The organism is Arthrobacter sp. 10L430 (assembly GCF_056395245.1).
In genome coordinates this window covers 234152-255451 of the sequence record NZ_JBFTJD010000003.1, presented here as the reverse complement: position 1 = coordinate 255451, position 21300 = coordinate 234152, and the positions used below count along the sequence as shown (strand labels likewise).

The window sequence follows — 21300 nt, the reverse complement described above, 5'->3', positions numbered from 1 at the left end:
TTGAGGCTACCTCCGGATGTTCAGGATGTGTGCAGGTTCTACATGGGCGTCGAGTCTGACGTAGTTGTATTCGCCCCATTCCCACGTCTCGCCCGAGATCAAATCATCCACCCTGAAGCCGCCGTTCGGCGTGAGGTCTGCCGGGTCGAGCTGCAGCGCGGCGAGATCAAGCGATACCGTGCTTTCCCGCGTGCTGTGCGGATCCACGTTGACCACCACGATGAGGGTGTCCTTGGTGCCATCCGGGAGTGTCTTGTGCTTGGAATAGACCACTGTGGCGTCATCCGTGCTGTGGTGCACAGTCAGGTTCTGCAGGTCCCCCAGCGCCGGGTGCGTCTTGCGGATCTCGTTGAGCCTGGTCAGGTAAGGGGCCAGCGTCCGCCCCGACGCCGCAGCGGCCTCCCAGTCCCTGGCCTTGTACTCGAACTTCTCGTTGTCGATGTACTCTTCCGCCCCGGGCCTGGCCACATGTTCGTACAGTTCGAAGCCGGCATACACGCCCCACAACGGGCTGGCCGTCGCCGCAAGTGCAGCACGGATCTTGAACGCCGCCGGACCACCGTACTGCAGGTACTCGGTGAGGATATCCGGAGTATTGACGAAGAAATTCGGCCGGAAGTACGCGGGCGAGTCGTGGCTGACCTCCTGGAAGTACTCCTCCAGTTCCTTCTTGGTGTTCCGCCACGTGAAGTACGTGTAGGACTGCTGGAAGCCAGCCCTGCCGAGCGCGTGCATCATGGCGGGCCGGGTGAAGGCCTCCGCCAGGAAGACGACTTCCGGGTTTTTCTTGTTGACCTTGCCGATGAGCCACTCCCAGAACCAGACAGGTTTGGTGTGCGGGTTGTCCACGCGGAAGATCTTCACCCCGTGGCTGACCCAGAGCTGGACGATGCGCAGGATTTCCCTGGACAGGCCCTCGGGATCGTTGTCGAAGTTGAGTGGATAGATGTCCTGGTACTTTTTCGGAGGATTTTCAGCGTATGCGATGCTGCCATCCACGCGGGTGGTGAACCATTCCGGGTTGGACGTGACCCACGGGTGGTCAGGCGCGGCCTGGAGGGCCAGGTCCAGCGCGACTTCGAGGCCCAGCTCGTTGGCGCGGGCCACGAACGCGTCGAAGTCCTCGAACGTGCCGAGTTCCGGGTGGATGGCGTCGTGGCCGCCCTCTTTGGCCCCGATGGCCCACGGGGATCCGGGGTCGTTCGGGCCCGCGATCAGCGTGTTGTTGGGGCCTTTGCGGTGCTGGATGCCAATGGGGTGGATCGGGGGCATGTAGATGACGTCGAAGCCCATGTCCGCGACGGCCGGCAGCCTGTTGGCCGCAGTCCTGAAGGTGCCGGACGTCCAGGCGCCGGTCTCGTGGTTGCGGACGGCGCCCTCGGAGCGGGGGAAGAACTCATACCAGGATCCGCGGCCGGCGAGATCCCGTTCAACCAGCAGGGGAAACGGTTCGGAGACTGTAACAAGCTCGCGGATCGGCTCGCGGCCCACAATCTCGGCAACGTCCGCGCCGAAGCCGGCAGCCAGACGCTCTTCGGCGGACCTGGAGGTGTCGGAGAGACCGACGACGGCGGTACGAAGCGTCCGCCTGTCGGTGGAGTTGCGGAACGGCTCCTCTGCCGCCTGCGACAACAGGGCGGCGCCTTCATCGAGCATCAGCTCTACGTCGATGCCCGCCTCCACCTTGACCTCGGCGTTGTGGTGCCAGGTGCCATAGCGGTCATGCCATGCTTCGATCACGAAGGACCAGTTGCCGGTGGATGTGGGAGTCAGCATGCCCTCCCACAGGTCTGTACCCTTGCCACGGTCACCGGCCGGCGGCTGAAGGCGCACGCGCTGGCGCTCTTTGCCCTTGGGATCCAGGAGGACGGCGCTGACCCCCAACATGTCGTGGCCTTCGCGGAACGACTGAGCGCTGACCACGATCCCTTCGCCGGGGAGCGCCTTGGCGGGGTACTTCCCCCCTTCCACAACCGGCTGAACGTTCGTGATCGGGAAACGGCCGAATCGAAGGCCATCCATGATCGAAACTTTCGGCGTTTGCTTGGAGGGGGCACTGGTTCGCGTGTTAGTCGTCACAGGCTCGACGTTAGCGAGAAAAGGAGGGAAATGCTAAGCCTGCGATCTTAATTAGCGAACTGATTCGTCATTTACCGGAAAGTAATCCAATCCGGTTCCGGCCGTTCATCTTGTCCGTTAGTGTGACGCAGGTGAAGGCAATCCGCAGATTTACCGTCCGAACCGTTCTTCCTGAACCGATCCGGCCGCTTGCCCGCTTGGCCACCAACCTGCGCTGGTCCTGGCACCGGCCCACCAGGGAACTCTTCGAGGGACTCAACCCCAAAGTTTGGGCTGAAAGCGGCAACGATCCGGTCAACTTCCTCGGTCTTGTCGGCCGGGAGGAAATGCACCGGCTGGCGACCGACCAGGATGTCGTGGCGCGTGTGCACTCCGCGGCCGAGGACCTGGACCGGTACCTTCAAGAGCCGCGCTGGTACCAGAGCCTGGGGGACGACGCCCCCGCCTCCATCGCGTACTTCTCACCAGAATTCGGCATCACGGAGGTTCTCCCGCAGTACTCCGGCGGCCTCGGCATCCTCGCCGGCGACCACTTGAAGGCTGCCTCGGACCTCGGCGTTCCGCTGATCGGTGTGGGTTTGCTGTACCAGGCCGGCTACTTCAAGCAGTCCCTGTCCCGCGACGCCTGGCAGCAGGAAACCTATCCGGTGATTGATCCGGATGGCCTGCCCCTGACGCTGCTCCGGGAGCCGTCGGCGGACGGAAACGGCAAGCCCATCCAGATCGCGCTGCCGCTGCCCAGCGGGCGGCGCCTTTTGGCGCACATCTGGCGTGCCGACGTCGGACGTGTCCCCCTCCTGCTGTTGGACTCCAACGTTCCCGGCAACGACGACGCCGCCCGCGGCATCACAGACCGCCTGTACGGCGGCGGAGGCGACCACCGTCTGCAGCAGGAACTGCTGCTGGGCATGGGCGGGGTGAAGGCGCTGCGCGTCTACCAGCGGCTCACGGGCACCGCAGCGCCGGAGGTGTTCCACACCAACGAAGGCCACGCCGGTTTCCTCGGGATCGAACGGATCCAGGAACTGATGGCCGGGGAGCAGTCACTCACGTTCGATGAGGCCCTTGCCGCGGGGCGCGCATCGACTGTGTTCACCACGCACACCCCTGTTCCGGCCGGCATCGACCGCTTCGAAGTCGCGCAGATCCAGCATTTCTTCGAGGCGGGCCTTGCCCCGGACGTCCCCACGTCCCGGATCCTGGATCTGGGACGCGAAGACTTCGCCGACGGCAACCCCTTCGTGTTCAACATGGCCGTCATGGGGCTCCGCCTCGCGCAGCGGGCCAACGGCGTGGCCAAACTCCACGGTGAAGTATCCCGCGGCATGTTCGCGGCGCTCTGGCCGGGATTCGACCATTCCGAGGTGCCCATCACATCCGTGACCAACGGCGTGCACGTACCCACGTGGGTCGACTCGAGGATTTCCAAGCTCGCCCGTGAAAGATTCGGCGTGGAAGCTGAAGTAATGGGCCGGTGGGACCTCGCCTACAACGTCAGCGACGCCGAAGTCTGGGCGCTCCGGCGCGAAATGCGCGTCTCGCTCGTCGAGGACGTCCGGCGCCGGCTGCGTGCGGCGTGGAAGAAACGAGGCGCCGCCGACGCCGAACTCGGCTGGACGGACTCGGTGCTTGACCCGGATGTCCTGACGATCGGCTTCGCCCGGCGCGTGCCCACCTACAAGCGGCTGACGCTGATGCTGCGCGAACCGGAACGGCTCAAGGCTCTGCTGCTGCACAAGGAGCACCCCATCCAGCTGGTCATTGCCGGCAAGTCGCACCCCGCCGACGATGCCGGCAAGAAGATGATCCAGGACCTCGTGCGCTTTACGGATGACCCGAAGGTCCGGCACCGTATCGTCTTCCTGCCGAACTACGACATCGCCATGGCCCGCACGCTGTTCCCGGGCTGCGACGTTTGGCTCAACAACCCGCTGCGCCCGCTGGAAGCCTGCGGCACGTCCGGCATGAAGGCCGCCATCAACGGATCCCTCAACCTTTCGGTGCTCGACGGCTGGTGGGATGAGATGTACGACGGCGAGAACGGCTGGGCGATTCCGACCGCCAACAACGGAGCCTCGTCGGAGGAACGCGACGATATCGAGGCCGCGGCGCTGTACGAACTGCTTGAGACGCAGGTGGCACCGCGCTTCTACGGCAGTACTGTGTCCGAGGCGGCCGGCGCTGCCGGGCCGTCGTCTTCAGGGCGGGAGAAGATCCCCACCCACTGGGTGTCCATGATCAAGCACACGCTCGCCCACCTGGGACCCGCGGTGTCCGCCGAACGGATGCTGCAGGACTACGTCAACATCCTGTACAGGCCTGCTGCCATTTCGGGCCGGCACGCCGTTGCGGATTCCTTCGCCCAGGCCAGGGAACTCGCAGCCTGGACGTCCAGGGTCCGCGAAGCCTGGCCCCAGCTGCATGTAGAACACGTGGACTCCCTGGGAGTGTCCGAGGAACCGCAGATCGGCGATACTCTGCAGGTCAACGCATACGTGGGGCTGCACGACCTGACGCCCGACGACGTGTCTGTGGAAGTTGCGTACGGGCAGGCCGAGGAAAGCGACGAACTCGCCAACGTGACTCTCGTGGAACTGGAGCCGAAGGATGAACTCGGCAGCGGTCGCTACCTGTTCACAGGCTCAATCGTGATCGACCGCTCCGGATCCTTCGGTTACACAGTGCGGGTATTGCCCAAGCACGAGGCACTGGCGTCCAAGGCCGAGCTGGGCCTGATCGTGAACGCGTAGGCAGAGGTTGCTAGAGGAACACGGCGATAACTGACAGGTCCTTGCCGCCGTAGCTTTCGGCGTCCTGCAGGACCTCGCAGATGACTCCGAAGGACCTGTCGCTACGGAAGGCCGCCGGCACCTGCCAGATGACCGTCACTGGTTCCTGGCCGTCGTCGGAAATGGCGTCGGCGAAGTCGTGCAGCGAGTCGTTGAGGGCGTCCAGGTTCACTCCGTAGTGCTCCGGGAAATCCAGGGCTTCCCCGAAACTGGCCAGCACCTCTTTTTTGGAGCCCGCTGCCGGGATCAGGAGGCTGCGGCGGCCGGCGTCCGCAACCTGGTCACGCAGCTCGTCGACTGTCCAGGTGTCCACGGAATAGATTTTCATGGTGCTACTTACCCTCTGCTATGAACTTGAACGACTCGTAATGGTCCGGGGTGTAGTACTTTTCGCCGGACTTGCCTGCCACGATCCTTCGGGCGCCCCGGTCGGATTCCCCCGGAGTGGGAACGGTGTACTCCCTGTAGTAGCCGCCCGACTTGCGCGGCAGGATGCGTTCAAGGTTTCCGAAGGTCACTCCGTCGCGCTCATAAGGGAACGGACCGCCCTGGCGTATGAGCGTGAGGGTCCGGCGGCCTTCGGCCGGGAGCTGGGACTCCCTGATCGTGGCGAGGCCGGAGGGGTTGGGGATGCCTTCGGCCTGGCCGGCAGCCGAGGGTGCGCGAGAGGACGCGGGGGCGGTCGCCACGGGGATGCGGGACGGTGCAACGGTTCCGGAGGGTGCAACGGTTCCGGACGGTGCCTGTGCAGGACTGCCTGCCTGTGGCTGCAGCCCGTTGGACACGACAAGTGCCAATCCGAGCAGCGCAATCAGCACCACCGCAGCAAATAAACGGCGCATATCTATGCTTTCCCTGTCCGCCGATACTAGGTGCGGTAGATGTTGATCGTGTTGGCCTGCACGAGGTCCCGCTCCCCCGACGCCACCTGGAAGCCCTGGAGGCGGTCATGAAGATCGGAGGTGGTGAGGCGCAGTTCGAACATCCTTTTGCCGACGCCGTCGTCATTGGTGACCTGGGGAAGGGTGACCCTGACGTCATCGCGGCCGCCGTTGACCACAACCAGCCCGGCCACCTGCCCGTCATCGGAGCCCAGCAGCAGCTGCACCACGCGGTGCCGCGGATCATTCCACCGCTCCATGGTCATCGGCTCGCCATCCTGGTCGTACCAGTACAGGTATGACTGCGCGTCCCGCACCGGGTAATCGTGCGGCTGGCCTGCAAGGAATTCCCGTCGGAGCCGAATGACCCGCTTGGTGCTCCGGAGCATGGCGTGGGATTCGGGCGTGCTGGTCCAGTCGACCCAGGCGACGGGGTTGTCCTGGCAATAGGCGTTGTTGTTGCCTTGCTGCGTGCGGCCCAGTTCATCGCCCGCCGTGATCATGGGGACGCCGAGAGAGATCATGAGCGAAGCCATCAGATTCCGTCGGGTCTGCGCCCTGCGGGCAAGGATAGTTTCATCCTCGGTGCGGCCTTCAAACCCGTGGTTGTAGCTGCGGTTGTCGCCGTGCCCGTCGCGGTTCTGCTCCCCGTTGGCCTCGTTGTGCTTGCGGTCATAGGACACCAGGTCGGCCAGGGTGAAACCGTCGTGGGACGTGATGAAGTTCAGCGACGCGAGCCGTGAACGGCCTGAGGGCTGGAACAGGCTCGCAGAACCGGACATGGCATCTGCCAGCCGGGCCACGGATCCGCCCTGGCCACCGGCGTCGATCGCCGCGCGGTCAGCAAGCCAGAACGAGCGCAGGGCGTCGCGGTAGTGGTCGTTCCAGTCCACCCAGCCACCCGGGAACCGGCCTGTCTGCCAGCCTCCATAGCCGACGTCCCAGGGTTCGGCGATCAGCTTGACCCTGGAGAGCACCGGGTCCGCGGCGACGGCCACCAGGAACGGGTGGTTCGGATCAAAATCGTTGGCGGCGTTCCGGCAGAGCGTCACGGCCAGGTCGAAACGGAAACCGTCGATGTGGAATTCGTCCACCCAGTAGCGGAGCGAGTCCAGAACAAGCTGGATCACGCGGGGCTCGCCGAAGTTGAGCGAATTCCCACAGCCTGTGGTGTCGATGTATCTGCCGCTGTCGTCGGAGCGGTAGTACTTCTTTTCCCCCAGGCCGCGGAACGAAACTGTGTGCCCGTCGTGTCCGCCTTCGGCGGTGTGGTTATAGACCACGTCCAGGATCACTTCGATACCTGCGGCGTGCAAGAGCTTGACCATGCCCTTGAACTCGTCCTGGACCGCCTGCGGGCCGGACTCCTGCGCGGACCGCGTAGCGTACCCGGGGTGCGGGGCAAAGAAAGCCGCCGTGTTGTAGCCCCAGTAATTGGTCAGGCCCAGGTTTTGAAGATGCGGTTCGTCGAGGTGGAAATGTACCGGCAGCAGCTGCACTGCGGTAATTCCGAGTCCTGTCAGGTGCTCAATCATCGCGGGGTGTGCCATGCCGGCGTAAGTGCCGCGCAGCGGCTCTGGAATGTCCGGGTGCAGCATGCTTTGCCCGCGGACATGTGCCTCGTAGATTATGGTGTTGCGCCACGGCGTGTGCAGGCGGTCATCGGCGCCCCAGTCGAAATCGCTGGACGTCCGGACACTCGTCAGAAAACCGTTGCGCTGGTCTACAGCGCGTCCGTAGGGATCGAGCAGCAGCGGCTGCCGGTCGCCGTCGTCGTCAAAATTCACCGTGGGAACGGAAAGCGGCAGAACCTCCCCGTCGGGGGCGGCGCGGAAGCCGTAGCGCGAGCCGATCGGGAAACCCTCGAGGATGCCGTGATGAACGCCATTGGTGACGTTCGGCAGGGTCTGGATCCGCCAGTCGCCGCCGGGAGCCAGGTATCCGATTTCCAGGGTAAGGATGCCGGGAGCATAGACCGCTACGTTGGCGCGCCCGCTCTTCGAGCCGTCGGAGGACGCCGGGCGCACTGAACTTACGCCAAGGGGGAACGCGTGCGAGGCGTCCACGGTCGAGGCTGTGTCTACTAAGGGCATTACCATCGATTAAAGCTTAACTGTCACGATCAAAAAGCCGATGTATTCCGGCATATGACGTGCGGCGGCCCCATCGCGGCGCTGCTGCATACTGGAAGACGCACCGAGTGGAGGTATTTGTGAAGATTGCACTGGCCCAGATCATCACCGGCCGCGATGTCGAAGCCAATCTCGCACTGGTCGAGGAGCATGCCCGCCGAGCCAAGGACGGCGGAGCCGGGCTCGTGGTGTTTCCGGAGGCCACCATGCGGGCGTTCGGGAATTCCCTGATTGACATCGCCGAACCCCTCAACGGTCCGTGGGCCACCCGGGTCCGCGCCATTGCCGCCGACATGGGCATCGTGATCGTGGCCGGCATGTTCACTCCGGGGGCATCATCCGGCGAAGGCCCCCTCAAGGTCCGGAACACGCTGCTGGTCACCGGCCCGGGCGTGGAAGCGAGCTACGACAAGGTGCATCTCTTCGACGCTTTCGGCTTCCTCGAATCAGACACCGTGGATGCCGGAACAGGGCCCGTGACTTTCGACGCCGGCGGCGTCACCTTCGGCCTGGCCACCTGCTACGACATCCGTTTCCCCGCCCTCTTTACGGCCAACGCCGACCGCGGAGCAGTTGCCAACATCATCTGCGCCTCCTGGGGCTCAGGGCCAGGCAAGGTGGAACAGTGGCAGCTCCTGGCCCGCGCCCGCGCTGTGGACACCACCACCTACGTGCTCGCCTGCGGCCAGGGCGACCCGGCCACGCAGGACACTGAGCCGCGCGGCGCGGCGCCCACAGGCGTGGGGCACTCCGCCGTCGTCTCGCCGTTCGGCGAAGTCCTGGAAGAGCTCGACGCCGCCCCCGGCCTCCTGTTCGCCGACCTGGATCCCGCCGTCGTCAAGGAAGCCCAAACCAAGCTGCCGGTCCTGGCCAACCGCCGCGAGTTCTAAACGCCTACGCCTTAGGCGTCCCGACCGTCTCTATGCGGGCTGCCGCCGGCCGACTGCCGATGTTCGCTTCCGCGGGCGCCGACGCCTTGCCGTCGCTTAGCGTTCGGCCCTTCATCGCCGACCGCTGGTGATGGAGGCACTCACCTTGGGTTTCGTTCACCGTTAACGAAAAACGCTCCCGCACGTCATGTGCGAGAGCGTTCCCCGATTTCCGGCAAAAACTGCGACAGCGTTTCCAATTTATGCGCGAAACGTGAGAGAGCGTTGGCACCCAAGCGCGCGTCTCGACAGGCTCAACGACGGAAGGTGCCGTACCCGCTAGCCGTCGTCGCGGTTTTGCTAAGGAGCGCATCGCCGACCAGAGCTGAAGAAGGCCTCCCGCGGCCGGATGAGGCGCCGGGAGGTGTCTAAGCGACGGCAAAACTGCGTTGACGGCGGACTGGCCGCAACTGGACTTACTTGACGGCGCGCTGGCGGCTGACTTCGTAGAGGGAGATACCGACGGCCATGGAGGCGTTGAGTGATTCCATGGCGGAGTCGATGGGGATCGAGACGATCTGGTCGCAGTTTTCCCGGACGAGGCGGCTGAGGCCCTTGCCCTCGGAACCCACCACGATGCAGACCGGCTCGGTGGCCAGGGTGAGGTCCGGCAGCGAGACGTCCCCGTCGCCGTCGAGCCCAAGGACGAAGATGCCCATGTTCTTGAACTGCTTGAGCGCGTTGTTCAGGTTGGAGGCGCGGGCGACGGGCACGCGGACGGCAGCGCCGGCGCTAGTCTTCCAGGCGGAGGCCGTGACACCCACGGAACGGCGTTCCGGGACGATCACGCCGTGGCCGCTGAAGGCCGAGACCGAGCGGATGATGGCGCCAAGGTTGCGGGGATCAGTGATGCCATCGAGCGCGACGAACAGGGGCGCGTTAGAGACATGCCCCTTCTTCCACCGGTCGACTGTCTGCTCGGCGAGGTCGTAGGCGTCCTGGTATTCGTACGGCGGGATCTGCAGCACGAGGCCCTGGTGCACGGCGTCGTCGGTCATGCGGTCCAGCTCGGGCTTGCCGGTTTCCAGCAGCGGGATGCCGCGTTCGGCCGCAAGCTTGAGGGACTCCTTCACACGGTCGTCCATTTCGATCCGGATCGCCACGTGCAGGGCCTTCGCAGGTATACCGGCGCGGAGGGCCTCGACGACGGAGTTGCGGCCGGTGACCACTTCTTCCGTGGCACGGCCCTTCGGGCCGGAGCGTGCGCCGGCGTTGCGGCCGCCGCCGGACCGCTTGGCCTCGGCGCGCTCCGAGAGCTGCTTGCTCTTGTACGCCTTGTGATAGGGACGATCCTCGGCCTTGGGGGTGGGCCCCTTGCCTTCGAGGGCCTTACGGCCGTGGCCACCGGTTCCGGTGGTGGGGCCCTTCTTGAGCTTGCGGATTGCGCCCGGGCGACCGTTGTTGGCCATGAGTTCCACCCTTGGTTGTATTGAGTAAGTCTGAACTCCAGTCTACTGACTCAAGTTAAATCGTTGACCCGGGCGGAGTGGGGACGGCCGACTCAACCGCGCTGGAGGCTCCAGGTGGCTCCGTCGGCGCCGTCTTCCACCACGACGCCGGCGGCCGTGAGGGTGTCGCGGATGGCGTCCGAGGCCGTCCAATCCTTCTTGGCCCGAGCGTCGGCCCTGGCGGCCAGCTGCGCCTCCACGAGCACGCCGAGCGCTGCGGCGGCCTGATCGTCGACGGCTGGCTGCGCCGCGTCACTGATTCCCAAGACCCGGAGCATGTCGGTGACACTGGCCAGTGCCCGCCGTGCGGCCTCGAGATCGGCGGCGACGAGGGCGGAGTTTCCTGCCCGGACCGTATCGTGCAGCACCGCAAGGGCCTGTGGGACGTTCAGGTCGTCGTCCATGGCTGCGGCGAACGCGTCCGGCACCGTGCCGTTGCTGCCGAAGAGCAGCGCGCCGTCAGCTGAAAGCGTCCGGACCGCACGCGCAATGAAGCCGTCAATGCGTTCGACGGCGGCGGTGGCCTCCTGCAGTGAGGTCGGCTGGTAGTCCAGCACCGAGCGGTACTGCGCCTGCCCGAGGTAATAACGGACGACGCGCGGCGAAGCTAGGTCAAGCATCTCGGCGGGGCTCACGGTGTTGCCCACGGATTTGGACATCTTCTCGCCCTGGTACGTGACCATGCCGTTGTGCATCCAGAAGTTCGCGAAGCCGTGGCCTGCAGCCTGGGACTGGGCCATCTCGTTCTCGTGGTGCGGGAAGCGCAGGTCGAGGCCGCCGCCGTGGATGTCGAAATCGGTGCCGAGGTACTTGGTGACCATGGCAGAGCATTCAAGGTGCCAGCCCGGGCGGCCGGCGCCCCACGGCGAAACCCAGCTCGCCGTCGTCGGCTCCCCTTCTTTGTGGCCCTTCCAGAGCGCGAAGTCGCGCGGGTCCTTCTTGCCGCGGGGGTCAGCGTCAGTTGCCCCCTGCATGTCGTCGAGCTTCTGGCGCGTCAGCGAGCCGTACTTGTTCCAGGAGCGCACGTCGAAGTAGACGTCACCCGAGCCGTCCAGGGCGGGGTAGGCGTGCCCGCGGTCGATCAGCTGCTGGATCAGCGCGTGCATCTCCGGGATGTGGCCGGTGGCGCGCGGTTCGTAGGTGGGGCGCGAGACGCCAAGAGTGTCGTAGGCCTTGAGGAACTCCTGCTCATACCGGTAGGCCAGTGCCCACCATTCCTCTTCCCGGACGGTATCCGGGAACTGCTCGATGTCGGGCTCAAAGGATGCCGCAGACTTGGCCAGGATCTTGTCGTCGATGTCCGTGACGTTCCGGACCACGGTGACGCGCAGGCCGCGGTACTGCAGCCAGCGGGTTAGCTGGTCGAACGCAATGGCGGAGCGGATATGTCCCACATGGGGCATTCCCTGCACCGTGGCACCGCAGTAGTACAGGCTCGCTTTGCCGGGTACCAGGGGAACGAAGTTCCGGACTTCGGCGGATGCAGTGTCGTAAAAGCGCAGGGTCACCGCTCCAGATTAGCCGATGCCATTGGTGGCGCTTACTTGCAGACCTCGCCGATCCTGTTGTTCTGCTTTTTTAGCTCGTCAAGCTGCTCTGCGCTCTTGTCCCCCAGTGACGTACCGGCCACCTGCTTCATGACGTCGGCCATCTTCTGGATCGGATCGGCGAGTTCCTGGGCCACCTTGTCGGCAACCTCCTGGTAGTGCTTGGCGATCTGGTCCGCCTGCTGCTGCTGGTTTCCGGTCGGCTTGAACGTGTCGCCTTGGAGGAAGGTGCAGCTCTCGCCGACGCTCATCCGGGGCGTTCCGGCACAGCCCGCAAGGAGCAGGCAGGCAATCACGACGGCGGGAAGCAGCTTTTTCACGGCGGGTCTCCTGATGTGGCGGTACGGGCTGTTCTCGGCTCACTGGGTGCGGCCGCTGCTGTATTCCAGCCTAGGCGATGCGGCCGTGTGGAGTGACAGCTAGAGAGCCGGGTAAACGAGTGCAGTGGCCACGGCGGAGATACCTTCCCCGCGGCCTGTGAAGCCGAGCCCGTCGCTGGTGGTGGCCGTGACGCTCACCGGAGCACCGGCGGCCTCAGTCAGGACGCGCTGCGACTCTTCGCGGCGGGGACCGAACTTGGGCCTGTTCCCCACGAATTGGACGGCGACATTGCCGATCTCAAAGCCCGCAGCCCGGACGATCCTGGCCGCTTCAGCCAACAGGGTGACGCCGGAGGCACCTGCCAACTCCGGCCGGTCCGTGCCGAAATGCGTACCAAGATCGCCGACCCCGCTCGCGGAGAACAGGGCGTCGGCGGCGGCATGGGCCACCGCATCGCCGTCGGAATGGCCGGCCAGCCCCTGCTCTCCCTCCCACAACAACCCGCCCAACCACAGCGCCCGCGGTTCACTTTCCGGGGCGAAGGCGTGCACGTCAATGCCAATGCCGGTGCGGGGCAGGATCATTCTCGCTGCCTCAGCCGGCTCTTCTGCGCTCACGCTCTTCAGCCCTCCACCCAGCGGGCACCCAGGGGACCCTCCAGGAGGCCTTCAGCGATGATGAGATCCAAAGGGGTGGTGATTTTCAGGGACTGGCTGGCTCCGCGCACGGCGTGGACCGGCACGCCGAGAAGCTCCACCAGCATGGCGTCGTCAGTCACCGCGGCCGCGCGGCTTTCGTCAAACTGCAGGGCGGCCTCATGGGCCGCTTTCAAGGTTGCAAAGCTGAAACCCTGCGGGGTCTGGACCGCCCGCAGTTCGTCCCGGGGGGCAGTTCCCGTCACGAGCTCGGGGGCAATGTCCGAGTCTTCGCCGGTGGTGGCCGCAACGGTCTTGACGGTGTCCACCACCGGGATGACCGGGATGACAGCCAAGGCTCCGGCGGCCAGCGCCTGAGCCACCCGATGGAATACCGACTCGGGGGCCAGCGCACGGGCCGCGTCGTGGACGAGCACCGCCTCGGTCCCGTCCTCCAGGGCGGCCAGCGCCGACCGGACGGAATCCGCCCTGGTGGCCCCGCCGTCGACCGTCGTCAGGAGCGGGCCGCCGTCCGCCAGCTCCAGCCGGAAGTCGTCCAGCATCTGCCGCAGCCCGTCATCTCCCGGGGGCAGCGCCACGCAGACCTGGCCTGCTACGCCGGCTGCGACGATCCCGCGGAGGGCGTGCAGGAGGATGGGGTCGCCGCCGAGCGGGACGGCGGCCTTCGGCATGCCGTAGCCAAGCCGCTGCCCGGATCCTGCGGCGACCAGGATGACGGCGGTGACGGGGCGCGTGGGTGCATCGCTCATGCGGTCTAGCCTACGTCCCGGCCGGCCGCCCCAGCCCATTACGCGCAGTAGGTGTTTTTGGGCAAAAAAGAAACCCCGGCGGCATTTCTGCCACCGGGGTTCAATTCTCAGGAAGCCAGAACCTCGTCGAGAACGCTTGCAGCCTTCTCTTCGTCGGTCTTTTCAGCCAAAGCCAACTCTGAAATCAGAATCTGCCGTGCCTTGGCCAGCATTCGCTTCTCGCCTGCGGAAAGGCCCCGATCGTGATCCCGGCGCCACAGGTCGCGGACGACCTCTGCAACCTTGATAACGTCACCGGAAGCAAGCTTCTCCAGATTTGCCTTGTAACGACGCGACCAGTTGGTGGGCTCTTCAGTGAACTCGGCCCGGAGCACATCGAATACGTGCTCCAAACCTTCCTTGCCCACTACGTCGCGTACCCCAACGAGGTCAACGTTCTCTGCTGGAACTTCAATGGTCAGATCACCCTGAGCCACCTTGAGCTTGAGATACATCTTCTCTTCGCCCTTGACAGTGCGCATCTTGATTTCTTCAATTTTTGCTGCACCGTGGTGAGGGTAAACTACTGTCTCGCCGACCTCAAAAACCATGTGGACTTTCCCCTTTCCCGCAGACCAGTTTATCACGATTAAGGCATATGACTGGCACGGATCGGGGTCCGGAACCGCGAGAATCCGCGGAAAATGGCCCGAATCAGCCGCTCAGACCCCTTGACGAAAGCGGATAATAGTGCATCCGCCACCCGCCGACAAGCGTTACGCACGGGTAGCCAGTGAGCCTGGTTCGCTCCGCAGGAGGTTCCGAAGCGGGCGCTTATGTGTACTGGCCGAATCCTCGTTTGGCCCCGTTTGCCGATAGGCTATGGCTGAAAACTGTTTCAAGACTTTCTAGGAGTGCGTGACGTGCGTTTCACTGCGATGAACCGGGGCCAGCACGGCAAGTTGGCAATGGCGGCTGCCGCCCTGAGCGTCGGACTGCTGGCACTGACGGGCTGCAGCTACATCAACGCCCAGCAGACCTCCGAGCAGTACGCCGCCTCCGACGGAACCCGCTCCGACGTTGGCCCGCTGCAGCTGCGGAACATGCTGATCGTTGCTTCCGGCGAAAATCAGCCCGGCCGTCTGATCGGCGCTGTCTACAACTCCTCTTCCAAGGACGTCAAGCTCACCCTCAACGGAGCCGAGGGCTCGCAGACTGAGGTGTCGGTGAAGAAGAACTCCTACACGCTGCTCAACAATTCCGCGGACGAGGCCATCCTGAGCACCGCCGGCGCCAAGCCCGGCGCCGTCGTGGACGTCAAGGCCACCGAAGACGGAACCAACGTCAACAAGACCGTCAAGATCCCCGTCGTGGACGGCACGCTCAAGGAGTACGCACAGTACGTTCCTGGCGCTAGCCCCAGCGGGACGGCATCGCCGAGCGACTCGGCAACCCCGAGCGAGTCCGCAACCCCGAGCGAAAGCAGCACGCCGACGCCCAGCCAAAGCCACTGACGCCTCGCCGGTCAGCGGACCACCGCACACCTGACGTATTGAAGAAGGAGGGGCTCCCACCCGGGAGCCCCTCCTTCTTTGCCAGGTCAGACTTTCTTTGCCAGGTCAGACGTTGCCATGTCACACCTGCTTGCCACGGCTGGAGCCGGCTCTAGGGTTCGAACTTGTAACCCAGTCCGCGGACGGTCACCAGGTACCTCGGGAGGGACGGGTCGGGTTCGATCTTGCTGCGCAGTCGTTTGACGTGGACGTCAAGGGTCTTCGTGTCACCCACGTAATCGGAACCCCAGACCCGGTCAATCAGCTGGCCGCGGGTCAGCACCCTGCCTGAATTCCGCAGCAGCATCTCGAGGAGCTCAAATTCCTTCAGCGGGAGTGAAACCTGCTCGCCGCCGACGCTGACAACGTGGCGTTCGATGTCCATCCGCACCGGGCCCGCCTGCACTGTGGAGGAAACAAGTTCCTCCGGCTCCCCCTGGCGCCGGAGCACGGCCCGGACCCGGGCCACCAGCTCGCGTGAGGAGTACGGCTTGGTGACGTAGTCGTCGGCACCAAGTTCAAGACCCACGACTTTATCTATTTCTGAGTCCTTGGCGGTCAGCATAATCACCGGCACGCTGGATCGCTGGCGCAGCTGGCGGCACACTTCCGTACCTGACAGGCCCGGCAGCTGCAAGTCCAGCAGCACGAGGTCGGCCCCGTTGCGGTCAAATTCGGTAATCGCGTCCAGCCCGTTGTCGACGACCTCCACCTCGAACCCTTCCTTGCCCAGCAGATAGGACAGGGGGTCGCTGAACGACTCCTCGTCCTCAACTATAAGAATCCTGCTCAAGCGGTAGCTCCTCGTTTATGGACGCCGGCGGCGTCGTTCGGTTCTTTGTCATTCGGCGATTGCCCTTCCATTTCAGGCAGGCGGAGCGTGAACGTGGACCCCTGCCCCGGCTGCGACCACACGGTGACCTCTCCGCCATGGTTGGAAATGACATGCTTGACGATGCTCAGGCCCAGTCCGGTGCCGCCGGTGTGCCGCGAACGTGCTGCATCCACACGATAGAAACGTTCAAAAATTCGTTCCTGGTCTTCGGCCGACAGGCCTTCGCCCTGGTCGGTCACGGAGATCGCAATCAGGCCTTCCTTCGCACGCACACCGATTCCCACGCGGGTGTTCTCCGGTGAATAGCGGATGGCGTTGTCGATAAGGTTGCGCAGGGCTGTGACGAGAAGGTCCTGGTCGCCGTAGACCTTTGCATCAACGCGGCCGCCGATGACGATCTGGATGTTCTTGCTCTCGGCCGGCAGCTGTGAACGGTCCACGGACTCGGAGATCACGTCATTGATGTCCACGGCGTGGCCCTGCTGCGCCACGTCCGCGCCCTGCAGGCGTGACAATTCGATGATGTCCTGCACCAGGGCGGCGAGCCGTGCTGACTCCTTGTGCATGCGCGTGGCGAACCGCCGGACGGCTTCTTCGTCGTCCGCGGACGATTCAAGCGCCTCTGCGAGGAGGGAAATGGCGCCCACGGGCGTTTTCAGTTCATGGGACACGTTGGCCACGAAGTCGTTGCGGATCTCCTCGGTGCGGGTGATCTCGGTCCGGTCGTCGGCCAGCAGGAGGATATATTCCTCCCCAAGCATGGCCGCCCGGACCTGCACGATGATGGTCCCCTGCCCCAGGGGCCCGCGCGGCAGTTCGAGGCGCTTCTCCAGAATGACACCGTCCCGGCGGACATTCGCCGTCATGTCGAGGAGCTCGCGGTGCACCACGGTATGGCCGCGCACGAGGCCGTACGCGTAGGCGGCGGGACTTGCCCGGACCACGCCATCGATGGCGTCCACCACCACGAAGGCCTTGCCGACGACGGCGAGCACCTCGGCGGATCCCGGCGGCAGTGCGGGCTCGTCGTATTCGACGTCCACGAGTTTCCTTTGCTGCTCGCTGACCCTGAACGCGAGCACGCCAAAGACGCCGAACGACAGGCCGAGCAGGCCGGCGATGACACCGATGAGCATTGGATCCACGGCTCCAGCTTATGCTTTCAAAAAGCGCCAACAGCCGCTTCACGACCAGAACGGGCCGGATTCAGCTAACGTTCATCTAGAGGTGCGTAACAGTTCACCCGGTGCTGGAAGAGTGGCCAGTTGGACTGCCGGAACGGTGACACGAGATTCTGACCGGGCGCTGCGGCGGCGGGGCGGAATCTCTAAGGAAAGGACGCCTACGTGCGTAAGGTTTTTCAGGAAGAGCTCGCCCAGGTGGGCGAAGACCTCATCGAGATTTCAAAGCTGGTCAGCGAGGCGATCGTCAAGGCAACGACGTCGTTTGAGGTCGCCGACGTCGACCTCGCCCAGGACGTCATCGCTGCGGATGCCCGGATCGACTTCCTGCAGAACAGCCTCGACGAGCGCGCCATTGACATCCTTGCCCTTCAGGGTCCCGTGGCCAGCGATCTGCGCATGATCGTCGGATCGCTGCGGATGAGCGCCTCCCTGGAACGCATGGGTGACCTCGCCCGCCACATTGCCCAGCTGGCGCGTCTCCGCTTCCCCTCCACGGTGATTCCGGCGTCGCTCACAGAGACCTTCAAGAGCTTCGCGGAACAGGACATCCAGATCGCCACCAAGCTCACCGAGCTGCTGGAGACCCGGGACCTTGAGGTTGCCCGCGACATCCTCAAGGCCAACACTGCGGTGAACGACCTGCACCTGAGCGTCTTCAAGGCGATTGCCCGCAGCGACTGGCAGGAATCCCCTGCCACCACCGTGGACGTTGCCCTGGCCAGCCGCTACTTCGAGCGCTTTGCCGACCACGGCGTGTCCGTGGCCCAGAAAGTCACGTACCTCGTGACCGGCGCCTGGCACCCGAACAGCAACATCGAGCACGGCTGAGGTTCCCGAGCTTAACAGCAAACGACGGCGGCTGGTCACCTGAGGTGACCAGCCGCCGTCGTCGCTTTACTTTACTTTTTGCCCTGGTTAGCCACAGCCTGGATGGCTTCCGCGGCAGCCTCGGGGTCGAGGTAGGTTCCGCCCGTCTTGATGGGCTGGAAGTCCTCGTCCAGGTCGTAGACGAGGGGGATGCCGGTGGGGATGTTCAGGCCGGCGATCGCTTCGTCGCTGATGCCGTCAAGGTGCTTGACCAGCGCACGCAGGGAGTTTCCGTGGGCGGTGACCAAGACGGTCTTTCCGGTCTTGAGGTCTTCCTTGATGTCCGATTCCCAGTACGGCATGAGACGGATCAGAACGTCCTTCAGGCACTCAGTGCGCGGAATGGTGTCACCGAGGTCAGCATAGCGGGGGTCGCCCGCCTGGGAGAATTCGGAGTTATCGTCCAGGACCGGCGGCGGGGTGTCGTAAGAGCGGCGCCAAAGCATGAACTGCTCTTCGCCGAATTCGGCGAGAGTCTGGGCCTTGTCCTTGCCCTGCAGGGCACCGTAGTGACGCTCGTTGAGTCGCCAGTCGCGCTTGACAGGAATCCAGCCGCGGTCGGCCTTGTCCAGGGCGATGTTGGCGGTGTTGATGGCCCGCTTCAGGAGCGACGTGTACAGGATGTCCGGGAGCACGTCGTGCTCAACCAGGAGCTCTCCCCCGCGGAGTGCCTCCTGACGTCCCTGGTCGTTGAGGTCAACATCCACCCAGCCGGTGAACAGGTTCTTGGCGTTCCAGTCGCTGTGGCCGTGGCGCAGCAGAATCAGCTTGTAAGTCATGATTTTCATCCTAGCCGAGCAGGGCCCGCCGACGCCGAGCGTTACATTCCGTGCTGCGCCGTTGGATAGTCTGGGGCGGTGGTGCAGAAAGCAGAGCGGGTGGCGACAAACCCTGGCAACCGCGGACACCGCGGCCGGCCGGTGGGCAACGTAACGCGGGGCACCACCAATCCCAACCGGATGCGCAGGCTGGACCGCTGGCTGGCCGGGCCGCAGGCCTGGCGGCTCCGGTCAGCGTACGACCCGCTGGTGGTCGACCTTGGGTACGGCGCGTCCCCCGCCACCGCCGTCGAGCTTTTCGAAAGGCTCGCCGCCGTCCGGCCCGATGTACGGGTTTGCGGCATCGAAATCGAGCCTGAGCGGGTGCGGGCGGCCAAGTCGCTCGAGCGTCCCAGCCTCAGCTTCGTCGTGGGCGGGTTCGAACTCCCGGTGCCGGGAAAGCCTGTCCTGGTGCGGGCGTTCAACGTGCTCCGGCAATACGAGGAGGCCGACGTTCCAGGTATCTGGCGTCTAGTGCAGGACAGGCTCGCGCCGGACGGGCTGTTCATTGACGGAACGTGCGACGAGATCGGCCGCCGCGTCACCTGGATTGCGCTGGATTCCGAACGCCCGCTCACGCTGAGCATGTCCGTGCGCTTCGGCAGTTTCGACCTGCCCTCGGAGGTAGCCGAACGCCTGCCCAAGGCGCTCATCCACCGGAACGTTCCGGGTGAGCGCATCCACGGGCTGCTGCAGGCCATGGACAAAGCGTGGCTGGAGTCGGCGCCCCTTGCGTCGTTCGGGAACCGGCAGCGGTGGACGGCCATGTGCAAGGCACTGCTCGACGGCGGGTGGCCGGTCCACGACGGACCGTCACGCTGGCGGCTGGGGGAACTTACCGTCAGCTGGGAAGCAGTGGCGCCGCTGGGATCAGCGGACTGATCCGGATTTCGACGGCGCGCCACCAGCGAGCGGACTCCGGTTACCAGGGGCCGTACGGGCCCATGTTGCGGCTGCCGCCGCGGCCGGCGTCCTTGACCGCCGGGCGGACGTCCGCCAGGTAGACGGATGCAGCCACCACCGCGGCCAGGCCGAAGAGGCCGAGCGGCCCGATGAGGCCACCTCCTCCGCCGGCCAGCACCGACAGCGCGCCGACGGCCACGCCGCCGCCGGTCAGTGCCAGCCAGAAGGCCTTGGTCCTTTTGCCCACAGCCTCAAAAGCGTTGGCCTTGTGGCGGACACAGTCGAAGAAGGCCCACACCTCAAGCACCAGCGCCACCAGTCCCAGGATGTAGTAGACCGTGCTCTCAACGACATTGATCAGTACTGTTCCGTCCACCCGACCAGCCTAACTGTCCAAAGCGTCCAATGCCTGCTGCAAATCGGACCAAAGGTCCTCGACGTTTTCGATGCCGACGCTCAACCTGACCAGATTCTCCGGAACGCTGACCGGCTCGGCCGCGTGCCGCCGTCGTCGTTCGATCAGTGATTCCACGCCGCCGAGCGAGGTGGCCGGCAGCCAGAGCTGGAGCGAGCGGACCAGCCTGTCTGCGGCATCGGCGCCGTTGAGGTCTCCGGCGGGCGCAACCTGGACGCAGAGGACGGAGCCGAAGCCGGACATCTGGGACTTGGCCCGGTCATGTCCCGGATCCGACGCCAGGCCGGGATACCGGACGCTTTCGATCTGCGGGTGGGTGCTGAGCCTTTCGGCGAGCACCGCGGCCGAAGCCTGCGAGCGCTCGATCCGCAACGCAAGCGTCCGCAGCCCCCGCAGCGCCAACCATGCCTCGAAGGGGCCCGCTATTCCGCCGTGGATGATGCGGTGATGGAGCAGGGTTTCCCGCAGTTCCGCGTTCGAGGTGACGAGGGCGCCCAGCACCACGTCGGAATGTCCCGCCAGGTATTTGGTCACCGAGTGAAGGACGACGTCGGACCCCAGGCTGAGTGGCTGCTGTACCAGCGGCGTGGAGAAGGTGTTGTCCGTGACAACGATTGCTCCGGCGTCGTGCGCCGCCTGGGTCAGTGCCCGGATGTCCGCGATGCCGAGCATGGGGTTCGTCGGGCTCTCGAGCCAGAGCATGTCCGCGGGCTTTCCTCCCGCCGGGGCGAGCAGCTCGATGACAGCATCCGTATCCGCGATGTCAACCGTGCGGAGCTCGATGAAGCCCTTTTCTGCCAGCTCGGCCGCCATGACCAGTGAGCCCGAATAGCTGTGGGACGGCATGACCAGCACACCGCCCGCGGGAATGAGGGACAGCGCGGAGCTGACGGCAGCCAGTCCCGAAGCATAGAGAAGGCCCGGCAGCGTGGCGCCTTCAAGCTGTCCCAGGGCTTCTTCGAACGGATCCCAGGTGGGGTTGGCGTAGCGGCCGTAGCCCCGGTCGCCGTCATCCAGCGCACCGGTGCCGAAATAGGTGGAGGACAGCACGATGGGCGGGTTGACAGGCTCGTCGTGTTCACGGGCAGGACGGCCGGCGGCCACGACTACGGTCTCGGCCGAAAGGGACGCGGCGTGCTGTTGGGAAAGGCTCATGAACAAAGCGTACGTTGGGCACCTGCCGGGCGGAAAAGCGGCTACTGGCGCGGCTTCCTG

20 protein-coding genes are annotated in these 21300 nt (G+C 64.8%); 5 read left to right on the top strand and 15 right to left on the bottom strand.

Going from position 1 to position 21300, the window contains the following annotated elements; all coding sequences use genetic code 11:
- Positions 1 to 6: 6 nt before the first annotated feature.
- Positions 7 to 2022: an alpha-1,4-glucan--maltose-1-phosphate maltosyltransferase gene (locus tag AC1DDG_RS05315; RefSeq protein ID WP_476875203.1), complete on the bottom strand. Its 2016-nt coding sequence runs from the start codon at positions 2020 to 2022 to the stop codon at positions 7 to 9.
- Between the two features lie 188 nt (positions 2023 to 2210).
- On the opposite strand from AC1DDG_RS05315, the gene glgP reads away from it, so the two are divergent.
- On the top strand, positions 2211 to 4829 hold the full coding sequence (glgP, locus tag AC1DDG_RS05310) for an alpha-glucan family phosphorylase (RefSeq protein ID WP_476875202.1): 2619 nt from the start codon (positions 2211 to 2213) through the stop codon (positions 4827 to 4829).
- A gap of 10 nt (positions 4830 to 4839) precedes the next feature.
- Here the strand turns inward: glgP and AC1DDG_RS05305 are convergent, their stop codons facing one another.
- From AC1DDG_RS05305 to glgX, 3 genes are read right to left on the bottom strand one after another with little or no spacing between them, the layout of a single operon-like run.
- Positions 4840 to 5196 (bottom strand): barstar family protein, encoded by a 357-nt coding sequence (locus AC1DDG_RS05305; RefSeq protein WP_476875201.1) that lies wholly within the window; start codon positions 5194 to 5196, stop codon positions 4840 to 4842.
- Positions 5197 to 5200: 4 nt separating this feature from the next.
- Positions 5201 to 5710 (bottom strand): guanyl-specific ribonuclease, encoded by a 510-nt coding sequence (locus tag AC1DDG_RS05300; protein WP_476875200.1) that lies wholly within the window; start codon positions 5708 to 5710, stop codon positions 5201 to 5203.
- A 26-nt stretch (positions 5711 to 5736) separates the two neighbouring features.
- On the bottom strand, positions 5737 to 7848 hold the full coding sequence (glgX, locus tag AC1DDG_RS05295; protein ID WP_476875199.1) for a glycogen debranching protein GlgX: 2112 nt from the start codon (positions 7846 to 7848) through the stop codon (positions 5737 to 5739).
- A gap of 113 nt (positions 7849 to 7961) precedes the next feature.
- Here glgX and AC1DDG_RS05290 point away from each other — a divergent pair, with 113 nt between their 5' ends.
- Positions 7962 to 8771, top strand: coding sequence for a carbon-nitrogen hydrolase family protein (locus tag AC1DDG_RS05290; protein WP_476875198.1), 810 nt, complete (start codon positions 7962 to 7964; stop codon positions 8769 to 8771).
- Between the two features lie 455 nt (positions 8772 to 9226).
- Here the strand turns inward: AC1DDG_RS05290 and rlmB are convergent, their stop codons facing one another.
- The 6 genes from rlmB to AC1DDG_RS05260 form a co-directional block, all read right to left on the bottom strand.
- Entirely contained in the window at positions 9227 to 10219 is a 993-nt protein-coding gene (gene rlmB / locus AC1DDG_RS05285) for a 23S rRNA (guanosine(2251)-2'-O)-methyltransferase RlmB (protein WP_476875197.1), read from the bottom strand.
- Between the two features lie 92 nt (positions 10220 to 10311).
- Complete coding sequence (cysS, locus tag AC1DDG_RS05280) at positions 10312 to 11766, bottom strand: cysteine--tRNA ligase (protein ID WP_476875196.1); 1455 nt, start codon at positions 11764 to 11766, stop codon at positions 10312 to 10314.
- Positions 11767 to 11798: 32 nt separating this feature from the next.
- The gene (locus AC1DDG_RS05275) at positions 11799 to 12125 is read right to left on the bottom strand and encodes a hypothetical protein (protein ID WP_230120762.1); all 327 of its coding nucleotides are present in this window, start codon (positions 12123 to 12125) and stop codon (positions 11799 to 11801) included.
- Between the two features lie 99 nt (positions 12126 to 12224).
- The gene (ispF, locus tag AC1DDG_RS05270) at positions 12225 to 12710 is read right to left on the bottom strand and encodes a 2-C-methyl-D-erythritol 2,4-cyclodiphosphate synthase (RefSeq protein WP_476875209.1); all 486 of its coding nucleotides are present in this window, start codon (positions 12708 to 12710) and stop codon (positions 12225 to 12227) included.
- 38 nt (positions 12711 to 12748) lie between these two features.
- Positions 12749 to 13531 carry a 2-C-methyl-D-erythritol 4-phosphate cytidylyltransferase gene (ispD, locus tag AC1DDG_RS05265; protein WP_230120760.1) on the bottom strand — a complete coding sequence of 261 codons (783 nt, stop codon included), beginning with the start codon at positions 13529 to 13531 and terminating at the stop codon, positions 12749 to 12751.
- A 107-nt stretch (positions 13532 to 13638) separates the two neighbouring features.
- Positions 13639 to 14121: a CarD family transcriptional regulator gene (locus AC1DDG_RS05260; RefSeq protein ID WP_026266570.1), complete on the bottom strand. Its 483-nt coding sequence runs from the start codon at positions 14119 to 14121 to the stop codon at positions 13639 to 13641.
- Between the two features lie 327 nt (positions 14122 to 14448).
- Between AC1DDG_RS05260 and AC1DDG_RS05255 the strand changes: the two genes are divergently transcribed.
- Positions 14449 to 15024, top strand: a complete 576-nt coding sequence (locus AC1DDG_RS05255) for a hypothetical protein (RefSeq protein WP_476875208.1) — start codon at positions 14449 to 14451, stop codon at positions 15022 to 15024.
- Positions 15025 to 15175: 151 nt separating this feature from the next.
- Here AC1DDG_RS05255 and AC1DDG_RS05250 read toward each other — a convergent pair whose 3' ends face one another.
- Together AC1DDG_RS05250 and AC1DDG_RS05245 are read right to left on the bottom strand one after the other, a co-directional pair.
- Entirely contained in the window at positions 15176 to 15856 is a 681-nt protein-coding gene (locus AC1DDG_RS05250) for a response regulator transcription factor (protein ID WP_230120758.1), read from the bottom strand.
- Complete coding sequence (locus AC1DDG_RS05245) at positions 15853 to 17034, bottom strand: sensor histidine kinase (protein WP_230120798.1); 1182 nt, start codon at positions 17032 to 17034, stop codon at positions 15853 to 15855. The genes AC1DDG_RS05250 and AC1DDG_RS05245 overlap by 4 nt, the downstream gene beginning before the upstream one ends.
- A 210-nt stretch (positions 17035 to 17244) precedes the next feature.
- Here AC1DDG_RS05245 and phoU point away from each other — a divergent pair, with 210 nt between their 5' ends.
- On the top strand, positions 17245 to 17910 hold the full coding sequence (gene phoU, locus AC1DDG_RS05240) for a phosphate signaling complex protein PhoU (protein ID WP_476875195.1): 666 nt from the start codon (positions 17245 to 17247) through the stop codon (positions 17908 to 17910).
- Positions 17911 to 17981: 71 nt separating this feature from the next.
- Here phoU and AC1DDG_RS05235 read toward each other — a convergent pair whose 3' ends face one another.
- On the bottom strand, positions 17982 to 18728 hold the full coding sequence (locus AC1DDG_RS05235; RefSeq protein WP_476875194.1) for a phosphoglyceromutase: 747 nt from the start codon (positions 18726 to 18728) through the stop codon (positions 17982 to 17984).
- Positions 18729 to 18806: 78 nt separating this feature from the next.
- Between AC1DDG_RS05235 and AC1DDG_RS05230 the strand changes: the two genes are divergently transcribed.
- Complete coding sequence (locus AC1DDG_RS05230; RefSeq protein WP_476875193.1) at positions 18807 to 19649, top strand: class I SAM-dependent methyltransferase; 843 nt, start codon at positions 18807 to 18809, stop codon at positions 19647 to 19649.
- A gap of 40 nt (positions 19650 to 19689) precedes the next feature.
- Here the strand turns inward: AC1DDG_RS05230 and AC1DDG_RS05225 are convergent, their stop codons facing one another.
- Together AC1DDG_RS05225 and AC1DDG_RS05220 are read right to left on the bottom strand one after the other, a co-directional pair.
- Positions 19690 to 20046: a DUF2516 family protein gene (locus AC1DDG_RS05225; protein ID WP_230119930.1), complete on the bottom strand. Its 357-nt coding sequence runs from the start codon at positions 20044 to 20046 to the stop codon at positions 19690 to 19692.
- 9 nt (positions 20047 to 20055) lie between these two features.
- Positions 20056 to 21240: a trans-sulfuration enzyme family protein gene (locus AC1DDG_RS05220; RefSeq protein ID WP_476875192.1), complete on the bottom strand. Its 1185-nt coding sequence runs from the start codon at positions 21238 to 21240 to the stop codon at positions 20056 to 20058.
- Positions 21241 to 21300: the final 60 nt, after the last annotated feature.